A 17,787-nucleotide genomic window follows, 5' to 3' on the forward strand; every position below is an offset into this window, starting at 1 on the left:
GAGGAGAATTTTACGGCAACAATCAGCTAGTCATTCGTGCGTATAGGTCAAATGTATTTTGCCGCAACAGGGCTAATTCAGCAGGGGGGCGATCTATAACCTGCCGTCATCGAATCAAACCTTACTGACCCCGCCACCTGTTCCAGGAAGCGGTGGATCAAACCCAGATGACGAGGCTTGCATGAAAAAAGTTCTGTTGCTCAACGGTGGCAAACAATTCGCCCACTCCGACGGTCGCTACAACACCACCCTGCATGAAGCCGCGATGAGCGTGCTGGATCGGGGCGGTATCGACATCAAGGTGACCCACATCGACGAGGGGTACGACATCGCTGAAGAAGTCGCGAAGTTCCTCTGGGCCGATGTGATCATCTACCAGATGCCGGGCTGGTGGATGGGAGCCCCCTGGACCGTGAAAAAGTACATCGACGAAGTCTTCACCGAAGGCCATGGCAGCCTCTACGCCAGTGACGGTCGCACCCGCTCCGACGCCTCGCAGAAATACGGCAGTGGCGGCCTGATCCACGGCAAGCAGTACATGCTGTCGCTGACCTGGAACGCGCCGCAGCAAGCGTTCGACGACCCCACTGACTTCTTCGAAGCCAAGGGCGTGGACGCGGTGTATTTCCCGTTCCACAAGGCCAATCAGTTCCTCGGGATGAACGGCTTGCCGACCTTCCTCTGCGTCGACGTGATGAAACGTCCGAACATCGAAGCCGACGTGGCCCGCTACACCCAGCACCTGCAGTCGGTGTTCAACTTGCCGGCCGCTGCATGAGCTAGTATCGGCAGCCAGAAGCGCTGCCGAGAACGAGGACACACGTGAAAGCCAGATCCGATGAGTTGCAGATTTTTGTCTGCGTGATCGAGTGCGGTTCGATATCCGCGGCGGCCGAGCAGGTCGGGCAAACGCCGTCGGCGGTCAGCCGCACGCTGTCGCGTCTGGAGGCCAAGCTCGACACCACGTTGATCAATCGCACCACGCGGCGCATGGACCTGACCGAAGAGGGCAAGTATTTCTTCGAGCAGGCCAAGCGCATCCTCGATCAGATGGAGGAACTGGAAGAACGCTTGTCGTCACGCCACAGCACGCCGTCCGGGCGTCTGCGGATCAACGCGGCGTCACCCTTCATGCTGCACGCCATCGTGCCCTACATCGATGAGTTCCGCCGGTTGTACCCGGACATCCAGCTGGAGCTCAACAGCAACGACCTGATCATCGACCTGTTGGAGCAGAGCACCGACATTGCCATCCGCATCGGTGCCCTGGCCGACTCGACCCTGCACGCGCGTTCGCTGGGCTGCAGTCCGCTGCACATCCTCGCCAGCCCCGCCTACCTGGAACGACACGGCACCCCGACCACCGTGGCCGAACTGGCCGGGCATACGCTGTTGGGGTTCACCCAGACCGAAACCCTCAACCACTGGCCGCTGCGCCATGTGCACGGCGACCGCTGGCAGATCGAGCCGAGCATCAGCGCCTCCAGCGGCGAAACCCTGCGTCACCTGGCGCTCGAAGGACAGGGCATTGCCTGCCTCTCGCACTTCATGACCATCGCCGACCTCAAGGCCGGCCGCCTCAAGCTGCTGCTGGCCGAAGCCAACAGCGGCTACCGTCAGCCGATCAACGCGGTGTACTACCGCAACTCGCAACTGGCCTTGCGCATCCAGTGCTTCCTGGACTTTATCCAGGGCAAGCTGGCGGGCTACGCCAACGAGGTGTTCGACGGCTGATTCGCCCCCAGGGCACGGTCAGTGCAACGCATCACAAAACGGCTACCTGCAGGTGGCCGTTGGCGTTTTTGGATTGCTCAACACCCACGCCAGGGCCTATGGTTCCACCTGCCTCAATAACAAGAAAAGGATGGATCTCATGCGTTATGTTTTGTTCAAGACCCTGACGGTCGCCGTGGCGATTGCGGCCAGCTCGTCATCATTCGCGGCGCTGCTCGAAGGGGGCGCCGTGGCGGCGCCGAACCAGTATGGCGCCGACGTCGCCGCACAGATCCTGAAGAAGGGCGGCAACGCGGTCGACGCTGCGGTAGCAACCGCCTTTACCTTGGCCGTGACTTACCCGGAAGCCGGCAACATCGGCGGTGGCGGCTTCATGACGATGTTCATCGAGGGCAAGCCGTACTTCCTCGACTACCGCGAAACCGCCCCGAAGGCGGCGACCCGTGACATGTACCTGGACGACAAGGGCGAGGTCATCGAGAACCTCAGCCTGGTAGGATCCCGCGCAGCCGGCGTGCCGGGCACGGTGATGGGGCTGTGGGAGGCGCACCAGAAGTTCGGCAAGTTGTCCTGGAGCGAGCTGATCACCCCGGCCATTGGTTACGCCAAGACTGGCTTCAAGGTCGCCGACAAGCAGTACCAGTACCGCGAAGATGCGCTGAAGCTGTTCAACGGCACCACCAACTTCGCCGACTACTTCGGCAGCATGAAACCCGGCGAGACCTTCCGCCAGCCGGAGCTGGCCGCGACCCTGGAGCGCATCGCCGACAAGGGCGCCAACGAGTTCTATCAAGGCCAGACCGCGGACCTGCTGATCGCCCAGATGAAGGCCGACAAGGGCTTGATCACCAAGGAGGACCTGCACGACTACAAGGTCAACTGGCGCGAGCCGCTGACCGTCAACTGGCGTGGCAATACCCTGTACACCGCGCCGCCACCGAGTTCCGGCGGGATCGCCCTGGCGCAACTGATCGCCATCAAGGAAGACCGCGCCGCGGACTTCAAGGGCGTCGAGCTGAACTCGGCGAAGTACATTCACCTGCTCGCCGAAATCGAAAAACGGGTGTTCGCCGATCGCGCCGACTACCTGGGTGATCCGGCGTTTTCCGATGTGCCGGTCAAGCAGCTGACTGATCCGGCCTACCTGAAAAAACGCGCGGCCGAGGTCAACCCTACGGCCATCTCGCCAACCGAAAAAGTCCGTCCAGGCCTGGAGCCCCACCAGACCACGCACTTCTCCATCGTCGATGCCGACGGCAACGCGGTGAGCAACACCTACACCCTCAACTGGGACTACGGCAGCGGTGTAGTGGTCAAGGGCGCAGGCTTCCTGCTCAACGATGAAATGGACGACTTCAGCTCCAAGCCCGGCGTGGCCAACGCCTTTGGTGTGGTCGGCGGCGACGCCAATGCCATCGCCCCGGGCAAGCGCATGCTGTCGTCGATGAGCCCGAGCCTGGTGACCCGCGATGGCAAGGTTACCCTGGTCCTGGGGACCCCGGGCGGCTCGCGGATCTTCACCTCGATCTTCCAGGTGCTGAACAACCTCTATGACTACAACCTGCCGCTGGAAAAAGCCGTGGCCGCGCAACGCGTCCATCACCAGTTGCTGCCCAAGGACACCATCTACTACGACGCCTACGCGCCACTCACCGGCAAGGTCGCCGACGAGTTGAAAAGCATGGGCTACACCCTGGAAGACCAGGGCTGGGAGATGGGCGACATCCAGGCCATTCGTATCAACGGCAACCAACTGGAAACCGCCTCCGACCCACGGGGGCGTGGGGTTGGCAGTGTTGTGAAATAACCTGCTGCGGGCTCCTGGCGAAGGACCGCATCGCGGCCTTCGCTTCAGGAGCTGGCTTGTCTGGCCGCAGCATCGTGGCGTAAAGGTCCTCACACCCTACGGTGCGCGTTCAGATGCCTGTACTTTCTGGCGCGAGATTGAGGTGCAGGAAATGGCACGGATAACGATGGCGACATCGGGTTTTTTTGTTGCATCGGCGTGATGCGGCCATAAAAGTGGCTCGATGAAGGAACGTCGGCTGAGCACAGTGCTAATTGTTATGCGCAAACTTCATGAAAATCCCGCCTACGCATTTTCATTCATCACGATATGACATATCCATGAGCGACACCTCTTGTCTGCCATCTGCCGCAGGGAGACTGACATGCAGTACCACACGCTGATCCGCAACGCCTCGATCATCGATGGCAGCAACCGCCCCGCGTACCCGGCTGACGTGGCCATTTTCAACGGCCGGATCGAAGCCATCGGCGACTTGCGTGATGCCCATGCCGATGAGGTCATCGACGCGGCCGGGCGGGTGCTGGCGCCAGGGTTCATCGATGTGCACACCCATGACGACACGGTGGTCATCCGCCAGCCGCAGATGTTGCCCAAGCTCAGTCAGGGAGTGACCACGGTGATCGTCGGCAACTGCGGGATCAGCGCGTCGCCGGTGAGCCTGCGCGGCGATCCGCCGGACCCGATGAACCTGCTGGGCACCGCGGCCGCCTTCGTCTATCCGCGTTTTCGCGACTACCGCGCGGCCGTTGAAGCGGCGCACCCAAGCGTCAATGTGGCGGCGCTGGTGGGTCATACGGCGCTGCGCAGCAACCACCTCGACAACCTGTTGCGCACCGCCACGGCACAGGAGATCAGCGCCATGCGCGGGCAATTGCGCGAAAGCCTGGAGGACGGTGCGCTGGGCCTTTCCACGGGACTGGCGTATGCCAGTGCGTTCAGTGCGTCCACCGACGAAGTGCAGCAACTGGCCGAGGAGCTGGGCGCGTGCGGTGCGGTCTACACCACCCATTTACGCAGTGAGTTCGAACCGGTGCTAGAGGCCATGGACGAGGCGTTCCAGATCGGTCGGCATGCCCGCAGCCCGGTGATCATTTCCCACCTCAAGTGCGCCGGGGCCGGCAATTGGGGGCGCAGTCCGCAACTGCTGGCGGCGTTGGAGCAGGCAGCGAAAACCCACCCGGTGGGGTGTGATTGTTATCCCTATGCGGCCAGTTCCTCGACCCTGGATCTCAAGCAGGTCACTGATGCCCATCGCATCACTATCACCTGGTCGACGCCGCACCCGCAGGTCAGTGGGCGTGATCTGCTGGATATTGCTGGCGAGTGGCACGTGCCGCTGCTGGAGGCGGCGCGCCGCCTGCAACCGGCGGGCGCGGTTTACTACGGCATGGATGAGGCGGATGTGCGGCGGATCCTGGCTCATCCGTTGTCGATGATCGGTTCCGATGGTTTGCCTGAGGATCCGTTTCCGCATCCGCGGTTGTGGGGGGCATTTCCTCGGGTGCTGGGGCATTTCAGCCGGGATGTCGGGTTGTTTCCATTGCACACTGCGGTGCACAAGATGACGGGGTTGTCGGCGGCGCGCTTTGGCTTGCAGGCGCGGGGGGAGATTCGCCAGGGGTATTGGGCTGACCTGGTGTTGTTTGATCCGTTGTTGGTGCGCGATGTGGCGGATTTCAGTGATCCGCAGCGGTCGGCGGTGGGGATTGATGGGGTGTGGGTCAATGGGGTTCGCAGTTATGTGGATGGGCGGGCGAATGGGCGGCGGGAGGGGCGGTTTCTGGCGCGTGAGGGGGATTTGCGGGGTGGGTTTTCGGTGTAGGTTTTTTTTGGGGGGGGCGGGTACATATCCGTTGCTGCGGTAACGGCGGCTTAGGGTTTCGCCCTTACGGCGAGGCACTTTTGTCAAACGACACAAAAGTACCCAAAAAGTCTTGCCCCAGCGTTCGGCCCCTCGCTAAGGCTCGGGGTACCTTCGCTACGGTATCCATCAGGGGGCATCGCCTACGGTTTGCTTCGCTGCACCTCCTCTCGATGCATGCGGCTGCGCCGCACGGCGCTACGCGCCTGCCCCCTGATGGACACCTTCGCTCAGCCTGCCGAAGGGGCGGGTGGATCAAGATCAAAAGCAAGAGCACGGCGACCTGGCAGTCGGCCTGAGTGGTAAGAGCGGGCGAGGCGGCCTGCCGGCCGACCTGCTTGCCCTGGTGTCGCGTTCCCTTGTGGGAGCGGGCTTGCCCGCGATGGCGATCTGCGCCACACCGCATATCTCGGCAATACCCCAATCCCCTGTAGCAGCTGCCGAGCCCGCGAGGCTGCGTTCGAGGACGCAGTCCTCGCCGCCTTCGACTCAGTCTCCATCCGCCTCGCGGTGCATCTGGCGGAATTCGCCTGGGGGCATGCCGCGGCGGCTTTTGAAGGTGCGGTGGAAGGAGCGTGGTTCGGTGAAGCCCAGGTACTGGGCGATGTCCTGGATCGGCAGGGTGCTGTGCAGCAGGTAGTGCTCGGCCAGTTCCTGGCGCAGGTCATCGAGGATCTGCTGGTACGAGGTGCCGGCCTGGTGCAGTTGGCGCTGCAGGGTTCGTACCGAGATGGCGAACTGTTCCGCCACCTGTTCCTTGCGCGGCAGGCCTTCCTTGAGCAGTTGGCGCAGGATGTTTTTCACCCGTTGTTCCAGCGAGGCGTCTTCCAGTGTGGCCATCAGGCCCAGGGCGTGTTCTTCCAGGGTGCGCAGTAATTGTGCGTCGGCCTGGCGCAGTGGCAGTTGCAGGTACGGCAGGGGCACTACCAGCGCTGAATAGGGCTGGCCGAACAGTACCGGGCAGTTGAAGAACTGCTGGTAGGACGTCGGGTCGATGTCGCTCGGCAGCGCATGTTCGAACCACACCGCGGCGGGCGAGAGGTGGGTGTCGGCGATCCAGCGTGCATATTGCAGCCACGAACCCAGCACGTTTTCCACCAGGTGGCGGCGGATGCGCGGGCGCTGGTGGCGGCAGTTCCAGATCAGGTGCACGTGCTCGCCCTGCAGCTCGGCGCGGCTGACGCCCATGTCGCCTACCAGTTTCTCGAACGGCATGATGCGATTCATGGCGTCGCCCAGGGTCGCGCAGTTCATGGTGATGTAGCCCAGCACGCTCCAGGAGTTGGGCAACACGAAGCGCGCGGAATTGAGGCCGAACAACGGGTCGCCGGAGTGTTCGCAGAAATAATCCAGCAGGCGTTCATGGGCCTCGCCCGGCAAGCGCAGGCTGTTGTCGCTCAATTGCTCGACCTGCAACCCGGCCGCCGCCAGCGCCGGTTCGATGGCCAGACCCAGCTGTTCGGCATGGCGCACGTACTTGAGCAGCGGGGGGAGCGAGGTGTAGCCGAGGGATTGCATGATCGGGGTCCTTTGATCGAGGCAGACTGGCGCGGGTCAAGACCCTGAAAGGTAGTTTGAAAGCACAGCTAAAGTAAATGCCTGGAGCCGGGTTCGCGTGTTGGCTCAATTGGCTACTCGCGCTGGCCGGATGCGACCGTGACAGGCGCGGGGGGCTGGCTAGTATAGGCGCCTGAAATGTCACTTATAAGAACCGCAAAAGGACACACGCATGCGACGCTGGAACGGCTGGGGGGATGCAACCACGGTGGTCGAATTGCCGGCCCAGGGCGCGGGGTTTCTCGCCGCACGGGTGGGCACCGGACGGGCATTGCCCGACGCCACACTGGAAACAGCCCTGGCCCGGGTTCCGGCTTCGCGCCTGGCGGAGCACCCGCTGTATAGCGTGCAGGCCCATGACCGGCTGATGCATGCCCGTGGCCAGAGCCTGCCGGACTGGCTGGCGCTGCGTGAGGGCGCGCTGGGTGTCTACCCCGACGGGGTGGCCTTCCCGCAGAGCGCCGAGCAGATCCGCGAGTTGCTGGCGCTGGCCCAGGAGCGCGACCTGTGCCTGATTCCCTACGGTGGCGGGACTTCGGTGGCCGGGCACATCAATCCCCCGGCCTCCACCCGCCCGGTGCTGACGGTGTCCCTGGCCCACATGAACCGTTTGCTCGACCTCGACGAGCAGAGCCTGCTGGCCACTTTCGGCCCCGGCGCCAGTGGGCCACAAGTGGAAAGCCAGTTACGTGCCCGGGGTTACACGCTTGGGCATTTCCCGCAGTCGTGGGAGTTGTCGACCCTCGGCGGTTGGGTGGCGAGTCGGTCCAGCGGCCAGCAGTCGCTGCGTTATGGGCGGATCGAGCAATTGTTCGCCGGCGGCACCCTGGAAACCTTCGCCGGGCCGCTGCAGATCGCGACCTTTCCGGCCTCGGCCGCGGGCCCCGACCTGCGTGAGGTGGTGCTGGGGTGTGAAGGGCGGTTCGGAATCATTTCCGAGGTCAAGGTGCGGATCAGCCCGCTGCCGGCCGACGAACGTTTTTATGGAGTGTTCCTGCCGAACTGGAGCCAGGCCCTGCAAGCCATCCGCCAGTTGACCCAGGCCCGCGTGCCCCTGTCGATGCTGCGTCTGTCCAATGCCGTGGAAACCGAAACCCAGCTGGCCCTGGCTGGTCATCCGCAACAGATCGCCTGGCTGGAGAAGTACCTGTCCCTGCGCGGGGCGGGTGCCGGCAAATGCCTGCTGACCTTCGGCGTGACCGGCAATCGGCGGCAGAATGCCCTGTCCCTGAGCCAGGCCCGCCAGCACTTGAAAGCCTTTGGCGGGGTGTTCACCGGGACCTTGCTGGGCAAGAAGTGGGCCCAGAACCGTTTCCGTTTTCCCTACTTGCGCGAGAACCTGTGGAACGCCGGCTACGTGGTGGACACCCTGGAAACCGCCACTGACTGGAGCAATGTCGACAACCTGCTCAATCGCATCGAAACCAGCCTGCGCGACGGCCTGGCGGCGGAAGGCGAGCAGGTGCATGTGTTTACCCACCTGTCCCATGTCTATGGCGAAGGCTCGAGCATCTACACCACCTACGTGTTCCGCCCGGCGGCCACTTACCCTGCCACCCTGGCGCGCTGGCAGGCGCTCAAGCACGCGGCCAGCCAGACCATTGTCGAGCACCACGGCACCATCAGCCACCAGCACGGCGTGGGCAAGGATCACGCCCCCTACCTGTTGCGCGAGAAGGGCGCGCTGGCCATGGAAACCCTGCAGGCGCTGAGCCAACACTTCGATCCGGCCGGGCGTCTGAACCCCGGCACCCTGCTGCAGGAGTGAGGGCATGACCCAGGACTGGAATGCCGCGTGGCGCCAGCAGGTCTTGCCGACCCTGGCGCAGCAGAGCTGGGACCTGATCGTCATCGGCGGTGGCATCAGCGGCGCCGGGATCCTGCGCGAAGCGGCCCGTCGCGGTTGGCGCTGCCTGTTGCTGGAGCAGCGCGACTTTGCCTGGGGTACTTCCAGCCGCTCCTCGAAGATGGTCCATGGCGGCTTGCGCTACATCGCCAAGGGCCAGTGGCGCCTGACCCGCGACTCGGTCCACGAGCGCCAGCGCCTGCTCGACGAAGCGCCGGGGTTGGTGGAGCCCATGAGTTTCATGATGCCGCACTACCGTGGCGGGTTTCCCGGGCCGCGGCTGTTCGGCGGGCTGTTGACGGTGTACGACGCCCTGGCCGGGCGGCGTAACCATCGCTTTCATGACGCCCAGCAACTGCGCTACCTGGCCCCCGGGCTCAAGGAAGACCAGTTACTGGGCGGCACCTGTTTTGTCGATGCGCTGACTGACGATGCGCGCCTGGTGATGCGGGTGCTGGCGGAAGCGCGGGCGGATGGCGCTCTGGCGCTCAATGGCGTGCGGGTCGAGCAACTGCTGCGCGAAGACGGTCGGGTCTGCGGAGTGCAGGTCGCGGACAGCGAGGGCGGCGAGCCGTTGCAGTTGCGCTGTCGCACGTTGGCGGTGGCCACCGGGGCCTGGGCCGAGCGCCTGCGGCCCAATGATGCCCCGGCGCAGTTGCGCCCACTGCGCGGCAGTCATCTGTTGCTGCCGGGCTGGCGCCTGCCGGTGGCCCAGGCCTTGACCTTCCTGCATGCGCGGGATCGGCGGCCGGTGTTTGTATTTCCGTGGGAGGGCGCCACGGTGGTGGGCACCACGGACCTCGATCACCAGGATGATCTGGACCAGAGCGCGAGCATCAGCAGCGAAGAACTCGAGTACCTGCTGGCCGCCTGTGCCCAGCAGTTTCCCCAGGCCGAGGTGGTGGCAGACGATGTGCTGTCGACCTGGTCGGGGGTGCGTCCGGTGGTGGGCAGCGCCCGTGGCGAGCAAGCGGGCAAGCCGTCCAATGAAACCCGCGAGCACGTGTTGTGGCTCGAACCCGGCTGCGTGACCCTGGCTGGCGGCAAGCTGACCACGTTCCGCCCGCAGGCCCTGGAAGTGCTAAAGGCCTGTGGGCAGATGCTCGGGCGCGAGGTCAGCGATGACGGCGCGCCGGTGTTTGCCAGCGTGCCGACATTGTCCATCCCCGGACTCAGCGCCAGCCAGTGGCGGCGCCTGGCCGGACGCCATGGCCGCGACTTGCCGCGCCTGGCGCGGTTGCTCGAGCAACTGGGCTGCGCCAGCGTCGGCGCGAGCGACACCCTGTGGGCGGAACTGGCATTCGCCTGCGACGCCGAACTGATCCTGCACTTGGACGACCTGCTGCTGCGCCGCACCCGGATTGGCCTGTTGCTGGCCCAAGGGGCGGCAGATTATCTGCCAGCCATTCGCCGTCTGTGCCAGCCCCGCCTGGGCTGGGACGATGCCCGTTGGCAGGCGGAAGAACAGCGTTATCGGGACTTGTGGCAACGCCATCACGGTTTGCCATGAATCTCCCGTCAAGGCTGTTACGGGGCGTCAGTTGCCAACGATGTGTAGATATCAGTGCCCATTCAAGAGAGCTCCATGGATAACGACAAGAATAAGCGCTACCTGCTGGCAATCGACAATGGCACCCAGAGCGTGCGCGCGTTGCTGTTCGACCTGCAGGGCAATCTGTTGGGCAAGGGCAAGGTCGAGCTGCAGGCCTACTACTCCAGCCAGCCCGGTTGGGCCGAGCAGGACCCGGACTACTACTGGGCCAAACTGGGCGAGGCCTGCCAGTTGTTGTGGCAGCAGACCGGCGTCGACCGCTCGCAGATCGCCGGGGTGTCGCTGACCACCCAGCGCGGCACGCTGATCAACGTCGATGCCCAGGGCCAGGCCCTGCGCCCGGCCATCCTGTGGCTCGACCAGCGCCAGACCGAAGTCGAAGGCGGGATCAAGGGGCCCTGGGGCTGGCTGTTCAAACTGGTCGGCGCCCAGGCCACCGTGGACTACTTTCGCGCCCAGGCCGAAGCCAACTGGATCGCCCGGCATCAACCCCAGGTGTGGGCGGCGACCGACAAGTTCCTGCTGCTCTCGGGGTTTCTCACCCATCGCCTGTGCGGGCGGTTCGTCGACTCGGTGGGCTGTTGCGTCGGTTACTTGCCGTTCGACTTCAAGCGCCTGCGTTGGGCCGCGCCTGCCGACTGGAAATGGCAGGCGCTGGCGGTCCGTCCGGAGCAGTTGCCGAGCCTGCTCAAGCCTGGGGAAACCCTGGGCCACATCAGTGCCGAGGCCAGCCGGCACACCGGTATTCCCGAGGGCGTGCCGCTGATCGCCGCGGGAGCCGACAAAGCCTGTGAAGTGCTGGGCGCCGGCGTGGTCGACCCCGCCACGGTGTGCCTGTCCTACGGGACCACGGCCACCATCACCACGACCCGCTCGCGCTACCTGGAAATCGTCCCGTTGATTCCGCCGTACCCCGCCGCGGTGCCGGACCAGTACAACTGCGAGGTGATGATCTACCGTGGCTACTGGATGGTCAGCTGGTTCAAGAATGAGTTCGGCCTGCGGGAAATGCAGCAGGCCAAAGAGCAGGGGCTGGAGCCGGAGCAACTGTTCGACGCCTTGGTCAACGCGGTGCCGCCTGGCTCCATGGGGCTGATGCTGCAACCCTACTGGTCGCCGGGCATCCGCGAGCCGGGGGTGGAGGCCAAGGGTGCGATGATCGGCTTTGGCGACGTGCACACCCGGGCGCATATCTACCGGGCGATCCTCGAAGGCCTGGCCTATGCCTTGCGCCAGGGCAAGGAGAATCTCGAGCGGCGTTCCAAACAGCCGATCCAGCGTTTGCGGGTGGCCGGTGGCGGGTCGCAGAGCGATGCGGCGATGCAGCTCACGGCGGACATTTTCGGCCTGCCGGCGGAGCGCCCGCATGTCTATGAAGCTTCTGGGCTGGGGGCGGCCATTTGCTGTGCGGTGGGGCTTGGCCTGCATGCCGACTTCCCCACGGCAATCGCGTCGATGAGCCGGGTTGGAACGGTGTTTTATCCACAGCCCGAGGCGCAGCAAATGTATGAGCGGTTGTATAAGGAGGTTTACCTGCGCATGTACCGTCAGCTCAAACCGCTGTACCAGAGTATTCGGCAGATCACCGGGTATCCTGCCTGATGTGTGGGAGCGAGCCTGCTCGCGTGGCGGCCTCTGGGGTATTGGATTAGGCAGAGTACATATCCATTTCTGCGGTAACGGCTTCCTATGGTTCCGCCTGACGGCGGCTCACTTTTGAACAGCGCAAAAAGTAAGCAAAAGGCTCTTACCCCACCACTTGGCACCTCGCTTGGGCTCGGTGTGCCCTCACTCCGGCTTGAATCCGTGGGCCGCCGCCACGCGCCATCCATGGCGCGGGGCGGCTAACCCGGCGTCCTGCCGGGTTACCCACGGCTTCAAGCCTGCGTTCGGCCAGCGTGGTTAACGGGGCGCCCAGGATCAAAAGCCAAAGCCAAAGCCAAAGCCAGAGCCAGAGCCAGATCAAAAGATGGCTGACTTCGTCAGCGTCTTAGGAAGTAGAAGCTACACCGCGCATGCCCTAGCGATCAGGTCGGCTCTAAGGCCGCCTCGCTTTGTTTTTGATCCTGGGCGCCCCGTTAACCACGCTGGCCGTACTTCGATATTGATTTGGGGGTAAACCGGCAGGACGCCGGTTTAGCCGCACTGGGCCAGGGAGGGCCCATTGCGGCGGCCCCCCAAATCAATGTCGGAGTACGGGCATGCCGAGCCTAAGCGAGGCACCGAGTGGTGGGGTAAAAGCGTTTTGCTTACTTTTGCGCTGTTCAAAGTGAGCCGCCGTCAGGCGGAACCATAGGAGGCCGTTACCGAAGAAATGGATATGTACTCGGTCTAATCCAACACCCCAGAGGCCCACAGGTGCAACGTCGCACCACAGTTGTGTAGATACCTATGCCGCGATGGGGCCAGCACAGCCAACATTTATCGACCTGACACACCGCAATCCCGGGCAAGCCCAGTCCCACAGGCTCGCTCCCACAATGGATTTTAGCTGTTCGCAGATTGTGTATACCGTCACCCAACCTGCTCGCGATGGCGCTATCGGAGAGTTTTTTTGGCCAGATTGGACAGTGTCAGGGCCGGGGTCGGTTGTTAGGCTCAGTGCTCGAATTCAGCCAATAAGAACCAAAAGCAATGAAGCTGACAATTCTCCTGCTGCTGCTCTGCGGCACCGCTCCGGCGGCGTGGGGTTGGTCCAACCATACGGTCGGCAGCTACCTGGCGTTGCAGGAGTTGCCGGCGCTGCGCGAGGCACCCCAGGTCACGGTCGAGCCGCTGGAGCAGTTCCTCACTGAGCAATATGGCGCCATCGCCGAGTTGCTCGAGCAGCAGGAGCAATTCGCTCGTCAGCACTTTGCCCAGTACCCGCCACGTCCCGACAACCTGAAGTTGCCCGCTACGCCGGGGGACAATGTGCGCCAGGCGTTTCTCAACGCCCTGCGGGTCAATCCGCAGATCCACCTGGCCATGGTGATCCAGCCGATGCCCGGGCAGGAGCAGCCACAGCGCGCGCACCTCAAGGCCGAACAGGTGATGGTCGAGCAGACCCTGTCGCCGTGGAATCGCCAGCGCTTCATCCTGCTCGAGCAGGGTGAACACGTCGCGCCCCTGGCCGTGCTGGCCAGTGCCGCCGACGAGCCGGATTACGGGCACGACATCAACCTGTTCAGCGACAACCCTGGCGAGGTGGCCGCGGTCTACGGCTTCGGTCCGCAGCCGTTCGGCGATGAGCGATTCCAGTACAGCTCCCAGGCGCCGTTCCATATGGGCTTCTTCCACGAGAGCCCAGTGGTCTATGCCGCCGCCGGTTTTCTGCAGCGCAGTTGGCCGGATTGGCGCGCCTATCAGTACCTGGGCCTGGCGCGGCTGGCGTTCGCCACGGGTCATTCGTACTGGGGTTACCGCTTTCTTGGCTGGGGCCTGCACCACATTCAGGACCTGACCCAGCCCTATCACGCCAAGCCACTGCCAGGCGTCGAACTGGCGAGCATGCTGCTGATGGAAGGCCAGGCCCTGGCCGGTTACGACAGTGATAAGCGCACGGCCATCGAGCGGGTCGCCAGTCGCCATATGGAGGTGGAGAAGTATCAGGCCGCCTGGCTCTACCGCCTGTTGCGCAGCGGGCAGCCGGTGCATCCGATGCTCCAGGCCTACGCCGATACCGCACAAGACACCAGCTACCCGCCCTATTCGGTGGACTACCTGCGCGACGTGGTCAGCGCCCAGTCCGCCGAGGCCGGCGCCATGTTTGACCAGGCCATCGGTGAATGGCTGGAGACGGCGCCGGCTACCAGCAATTTCAGCAGTGGCAATCAGCTGCAAACCGAAGACTACGACCACCCATTACTCAACCAGCAGCTGTTCCAGTTGTTGGGGCATTTCGGTGCGCACAGCCGGATTTATGTCGGTGCCGGACTCGCGCCAGCGGTGGCAGGCAACGCAGCGCCTTAACCGCTGCCCGAAAACAAAAACAACAAGATCAGGGAAGGGAGGAACACCGCATGAGGATTCGATTACGCCATTCGGGCGCGGCGATATCCGGGGTAGGCCTGGCAGGGCTGTTGCAGCTATGCGTGGTCGATGGCGCGTTGGCTGCCGAGTTCAAGGTGCTGGACAACCAGGTCACGGGCTCGTTCGACAGCACCTTGTCCTACGGTCGCTTGTGGCGGGTCCAGGGACGGGACAAGAGCAACGACGACGTCAACACCAACGATGGCAATCGCAACTTCGACACCGGGCTGGTATCCGAGGTGTACAAGATCACCTCGGAGCTGGAAGCCAACTACCAGAACTACGGGGTGTTCATGCGCGGCACCGCGTTCTACGACACTCAGTTGATGGACAAGCGCAACGATTACTACCGCAACAACAGCCCCTCGCAACCGAGCCAGAGTTACCCCGACGACGACCATTTCACCGACGAGACTCGCGACATCGCCGGCAGCCGGGTCGAGATGCTCGACGCCTACGTCTATGGCAACTGGGACGTGGCGCAGATGCCGGTGACGGCGCGCCTGGGTCGCCAGGTATTCAACTGGGGCGAAGGCATTTTCTATCGCGGCGGGATCAACACCACCAACCCGGTGGACGCGGCCAAGTACCGCCTGCCGGGTGCCGAGGTCAAGGAAGTGCTGATGCCAGTGGAGGCGGTCAGCTTCAACATCGGCCTGAGCGACAACCTGACCATGGAAAGTTTCTACCAGACCAACTGGAAAGAAACCCGCATCGATCCGGTCGGCACCTTCTACTCCCAGGGCGACCTGTTCGCCGACGGCGGCAACACCGGCTACAACAACTTCAGCGGCACCGCCCTGGATACGCCAGTGCCGGGCTTTGGCAACGTGATCGGCTTGTACGAAGCGCTGGGCAACAACCCGGCGCTCAACCAGATCCTGGGCAGCACCGGCTTGTACGCCAACGGCGTGACCCCGGCCTACGGCAACACCCTCAAGGTGGCGTCCATCGGCAAGGACATCAACGCCCGTAACGACGGCCAGTTCGGCTTCGCCTTCCGCTACATCGCCGAAGAGCTCAACAGCACCGAGTTCGGCGTGTACATGGTCAACTACCACGCCAAGGAGCCGACCATCGCCGCCAATCTGGGTGGCTACAAGGGCATCGACATGGACGCCCTGACCAATCTGTTGAGCGGTCTGGCCGGTAGCCAGGCCGCTGCATTGGCCAATGGCCTGGCCACCGCCGACGTGATGGGCAACATCCAGGCCAATCGCCGCTACGCCGAAGACATCCGCATGTATGGCTTCAGCTTCAACACCACCTTGGGTCAGGCTTCGGTCTTCGGTGAGTTGGCCTACCGGCCGAACCTGCCGATTGGCATCGCGGCGACCAACGACCTGATCGGTGACCTGGCCAACGGCGCAGCCGCTGCGGTAACCGGCCAGTCGATCAACGTCGGCGGGCAGATGGTCACCCTCGACAGCCAGATCAACAACGCCGAGCGCGTGGAAGCGTTCAATACCTCGCTGGGCAGCATCTACAACTTCGGCCCGAACCTGTCGTTCGATTCGCTGTTTGGCGTATTCGAGCTGGCCTCCGAGCACTTGCGCGGCAGCAGCCTGCAGTACACCGCCTTCGACGGCAGCAACCGCTACTACGCCGGCACCGGCAACACCTCCTATGTCTCGGGCGGTGATCGGGACGATCAGATCAATCGCGACTCCTACAGCTACACCCTGATGGTCAACGGCACCTGGAACGACGTGTACGCCGGGGTCAACGTTTCGCCGTACGCGGTCTACAAAGACGACTTCAAGGGCAACAGCTACCAGGCCGGCAATACCATCGAAGGGCGCAAGGCCTACACCCTGGGGATCAAGGCCAACTACCAGAACAAGCTGGAAGCGGAGCTGCAATACACCGAGTTCTACGGCGGTGGGCAGAACAACAGCATTCGTGACCGCGACAACGTCGGTTTTAACCTCAAGTATTTCCTGTGACGGTTCAGGCCCCCTGGCATGCGGGTGCTGTGGCCCTGCCTTTGATTCGGAGAATGTCCATGCTTCACACACCACGATTGCTCAAGACCAGCCTGGCGCTGGTCCTCAGCCTGGCAGCGGGCAGCGCGCTGGCCGCGCTGTCACCCCAGGACGCGCAGCAACTGAAAACCAGCCTGACGCCCCTGGGCGCCGAGCGTGCGGGTAACGCAGCCGGCACCATTCCGGCCTGGGATGGCGGCATCACTCAGGCGCCCAAGGGCTATGTGCCGGGCAAGCATCACCTGGACCCATTCCCCACCGACAAGCCGTTGTTCACCATCACCAAGGCCAATCTGGAGCAGTACAAGGGGCAGTTGACGGCGGGTCAGATCGCGTTGTTCAACAGCTACCCCGACACCTTCCAGATGCCGATCTACCCCAGCCGTCGCTCCGGCTCGGCGCCGCAGTGGCTGTACGACAACACCTTCAAGAACGCCACTTCGGCCAAGTTGCTGGACGGTGGCAACGGCTTCAGCGATGCCTATGGCGGCGTGCCGTTCCCGGTGCCCAAGGACGGCGTCGAGGCGTTGTGGAACCACATCACCCGCTATCGCGGAATCTATGTGGTGCGGCGCGCTTCCGAAGCACCGGTGCAGCGCAATGGCAGCTTCGCCCTGGTGACTTCGCAACAGGAAGGGCTGTTCACCTACTACCGTCCGGGTGGGCAGTTCGCCGACCTGAAGAACATCCTGTTCTACTACCTGGCCTTCGTGAAGAGCCCGGCACGCCTGGCCGGTGGTGCAGCGCTGGTGCACGAGACCCTGGACCAGATCAAGGACCCACGCCAGGCCTGGGTCTACGACGCCGGGCAACGCCGCGTGCGGCGGGCGCCGAACCTGGCGTACGACACCCCGATCGCTTCTTCCGATGGCTTGCGCACGGCGGACGACACCGACCTGTTCAACGGCTCGCCAGACCGCTACAACTGGAAGTTGGTGGGCAAGAAAGAGGTCTACATTCCCTACAACAACTACAAGGTCACCAGCCCTGAAGTGAAGTACGCGGACCTGCTCACGCCGGGGCACCTCAACCCGAAATTCACCCGCTATGAGCTGCACCGGGTGTGGGTGGTGGAGGGCACGCTGAAGCCGGGCTCGCGGCACATCTACTCCAAGCGTGTGCTGTTTCTCGACGAGGACAGCTGGGGTGCGGCCGTGGTGGATCAGTACGACGGGCGAGGGGAGTTGTGGCGGGTGTCGATGGGCTACCTGAAGAACTTCTACGACCTGCCTACCACCTGGAGTGCGCTGGACGTGTTCCACGACTTGCAGGCGCGCCGTTACTACGTGCAGAACCTGGATAACGAAGAGTCGGAAACCGTAGACTTTTCCCAGCCGGTGCCAGAGGACTCCTACTTCATGCCGTCGGCGTTGCGCCAACGCGGTACGCGGTAAGGCAAAGCCGCGCGTCAGCGATGACGCGCGGTTGTGG

At 63.5% G+C, this 17,787-nt stretch carries 11 protein-coding genes; 10 read left to right on the forward strand and 1 reads right to left on the reverse strand.

From position 1 onward, the window contains the following. Window positions 1-181 precede the first annotated feature (181 nt). The 4 genes from QMK50_RS17420 to QMK50_RS17435 all read left to right on the forward strand — a co-directional run bounded on the left by QMK50_RS17420 (window position 182) and on the right by QMK50_RS17435 (window position 5,366). The gene (locus QMK50_RS17420; protein ID WP_320333595.1) at window positions 182-778 is read left to right on the forward strand and encodes an NAD(P)H-dependent oxidoreductase; all 597 of its coding nucleotides are present in this window, start codon (window positions 182-184) and stop codon (window positions 776-778) included. A gap of 44 nt (window positions 779-822) precedes the next feature. Then, window positions 823-1,734: a LysR family transcriptional regulator gene (locus QMK50_RS17425; protein WP_095171262.1), complete on the forward strand. Its 912-nt coding sequence runs from the start codon at window positions 823-825 to the stop codon at window positions 1,732-1,734. A 139-nt stretch (window positions 1,735-1,873) separates the two neighbouring features. Then, a complete protein-coding gene (gene ggt / locus QMK50_RS17430) occupies window positions 1,874-3,541 on the forward strand; it encodes a gamma-glutamyltransferase (protein ID WP_320333596.1) in 1,668 nt (555 codons plus the stop codon). Between the two features lie 364 nt (window positions 3,542-3,905). Next, the gene (locus tag QMK50_RS17435; protein ID WP_320333597.1) at window positions 3,906-5,366 is read left to right on the forward strand and encodes a D-aminoacylase; all 1,461 of its coding nucleotides are present in this window, start codon (window positions 3,906-3,908) and stop codon (window positions 5,364-5,366) included. Window positions 5,367-5,894: 528 nt separating this feature from the next. Here QMK50_RS17435 and QMK50_RS17440 read toward each other — a convergent pair. Further along, window positions 5,895-6,923, reverse strand: coding sequence for an AraC family transcriptional regulator (locus tag QMK50_RS17440; RefSeq protein WP_320333598.1), 1,029 nt, complete (start codon window positions 6,921-6,923; stop codon window positions 5,895-5,897). 211 nt (window positions 6,924-7,134) lie between these two features. Between QMK50_RS17440 and QMK50_RS17445 the strand changes: the two genes are divergently transcribed. The 6 genes from QMK50_RS17445 (at window position 7,135) to QMK50_RS17470 (ending at window position 17,750) form a co-directional block, all read left to right on the forward strand. Further along, window positions 7,135-8,730, forward strand: a complete 1,596-nt coding sequence (locus tag QMK50_RS17445; RefSeq protein WP_320333599.1) for an FAD-binding oxidoreductase — start codon at window positions 7,135-7,137, stop codon at window positions 8,728-8,730. A 4-nt stretch (window positions 8,731-8,734) separates the two neighbouring features. Further along, complete coding sequence (locus QMK50_RS17450) at window positions 8,735-10,318, forward strand: glycerol-3-phosphate dehydrogenase/oxidase (protein ID WP_320333600.1); 1,584 nt, start codon at window positions 8,735-8,737, stop codon at window positions 10,316-10,318. Between the two features lie 75 nt (window positions 10,319-10,393). Then, window positions 10,394-11,962 carry an FGGY-family carbohydrate kinase gene (locus QMK50_RS17455; RefSeq protein WP_320333601.1) on the forward strand — a complete coding sequence of 523 codons (1,569 nt, stop codon included), beginning with the start codon at window positions 10,394-10,396 and terminating at the stop codon, window positions 11,960-11,962. Between the two features lie 1,032 nt (window positions 11,963-12,994). After that, the gene (locus tag QMK50_RS17460; protein ID WP_320333602.1) at window positions 12,995-14,311 is read left to right on the forward strand and encodes a phospholipase; all 1,317 of its coding nucleotides are present in this window, start codon (window positions 12,995-12,997) and stop codon (window positions 14,309-14,311) included. A 50-nt stretch (window positions 14,312-14,361) separates the two neighbouring features. Then, entirely contained in the window at window positions 14,362-16,317 is a 1,956-nt protein-coding gene (locus QMK50_RS17465) for a DUF1302 domain-containing protein (RefSeq protein WP_095169524.1), read from the forward strand. A 59-nt stretch (window positions 16,318-16,376) separates the two neighbouring features. Continuing rightward, complete coding sequence (locus tag QMK50_RS17470; RefSeq protein ID WP_320333603.1) at window positions 16,377-17,750, forward strand: DUF1329 domain-containing protein; 1,374 nt, start codon at window positions 16,377-16,379, stop codon at window positions 17,748-17,750. Window positions 17,751-17,787: the final 37 nt, after the last annotated feature.

Source organism: Pseudomonas sp. P5_152, assembly GCF_033989915.1.
GTDB lineage: Bacteria > Pseudomonadota > Gammaproteobacteria > Pseudomonadales > Pseudomonadaceae > Aquipseudomonas.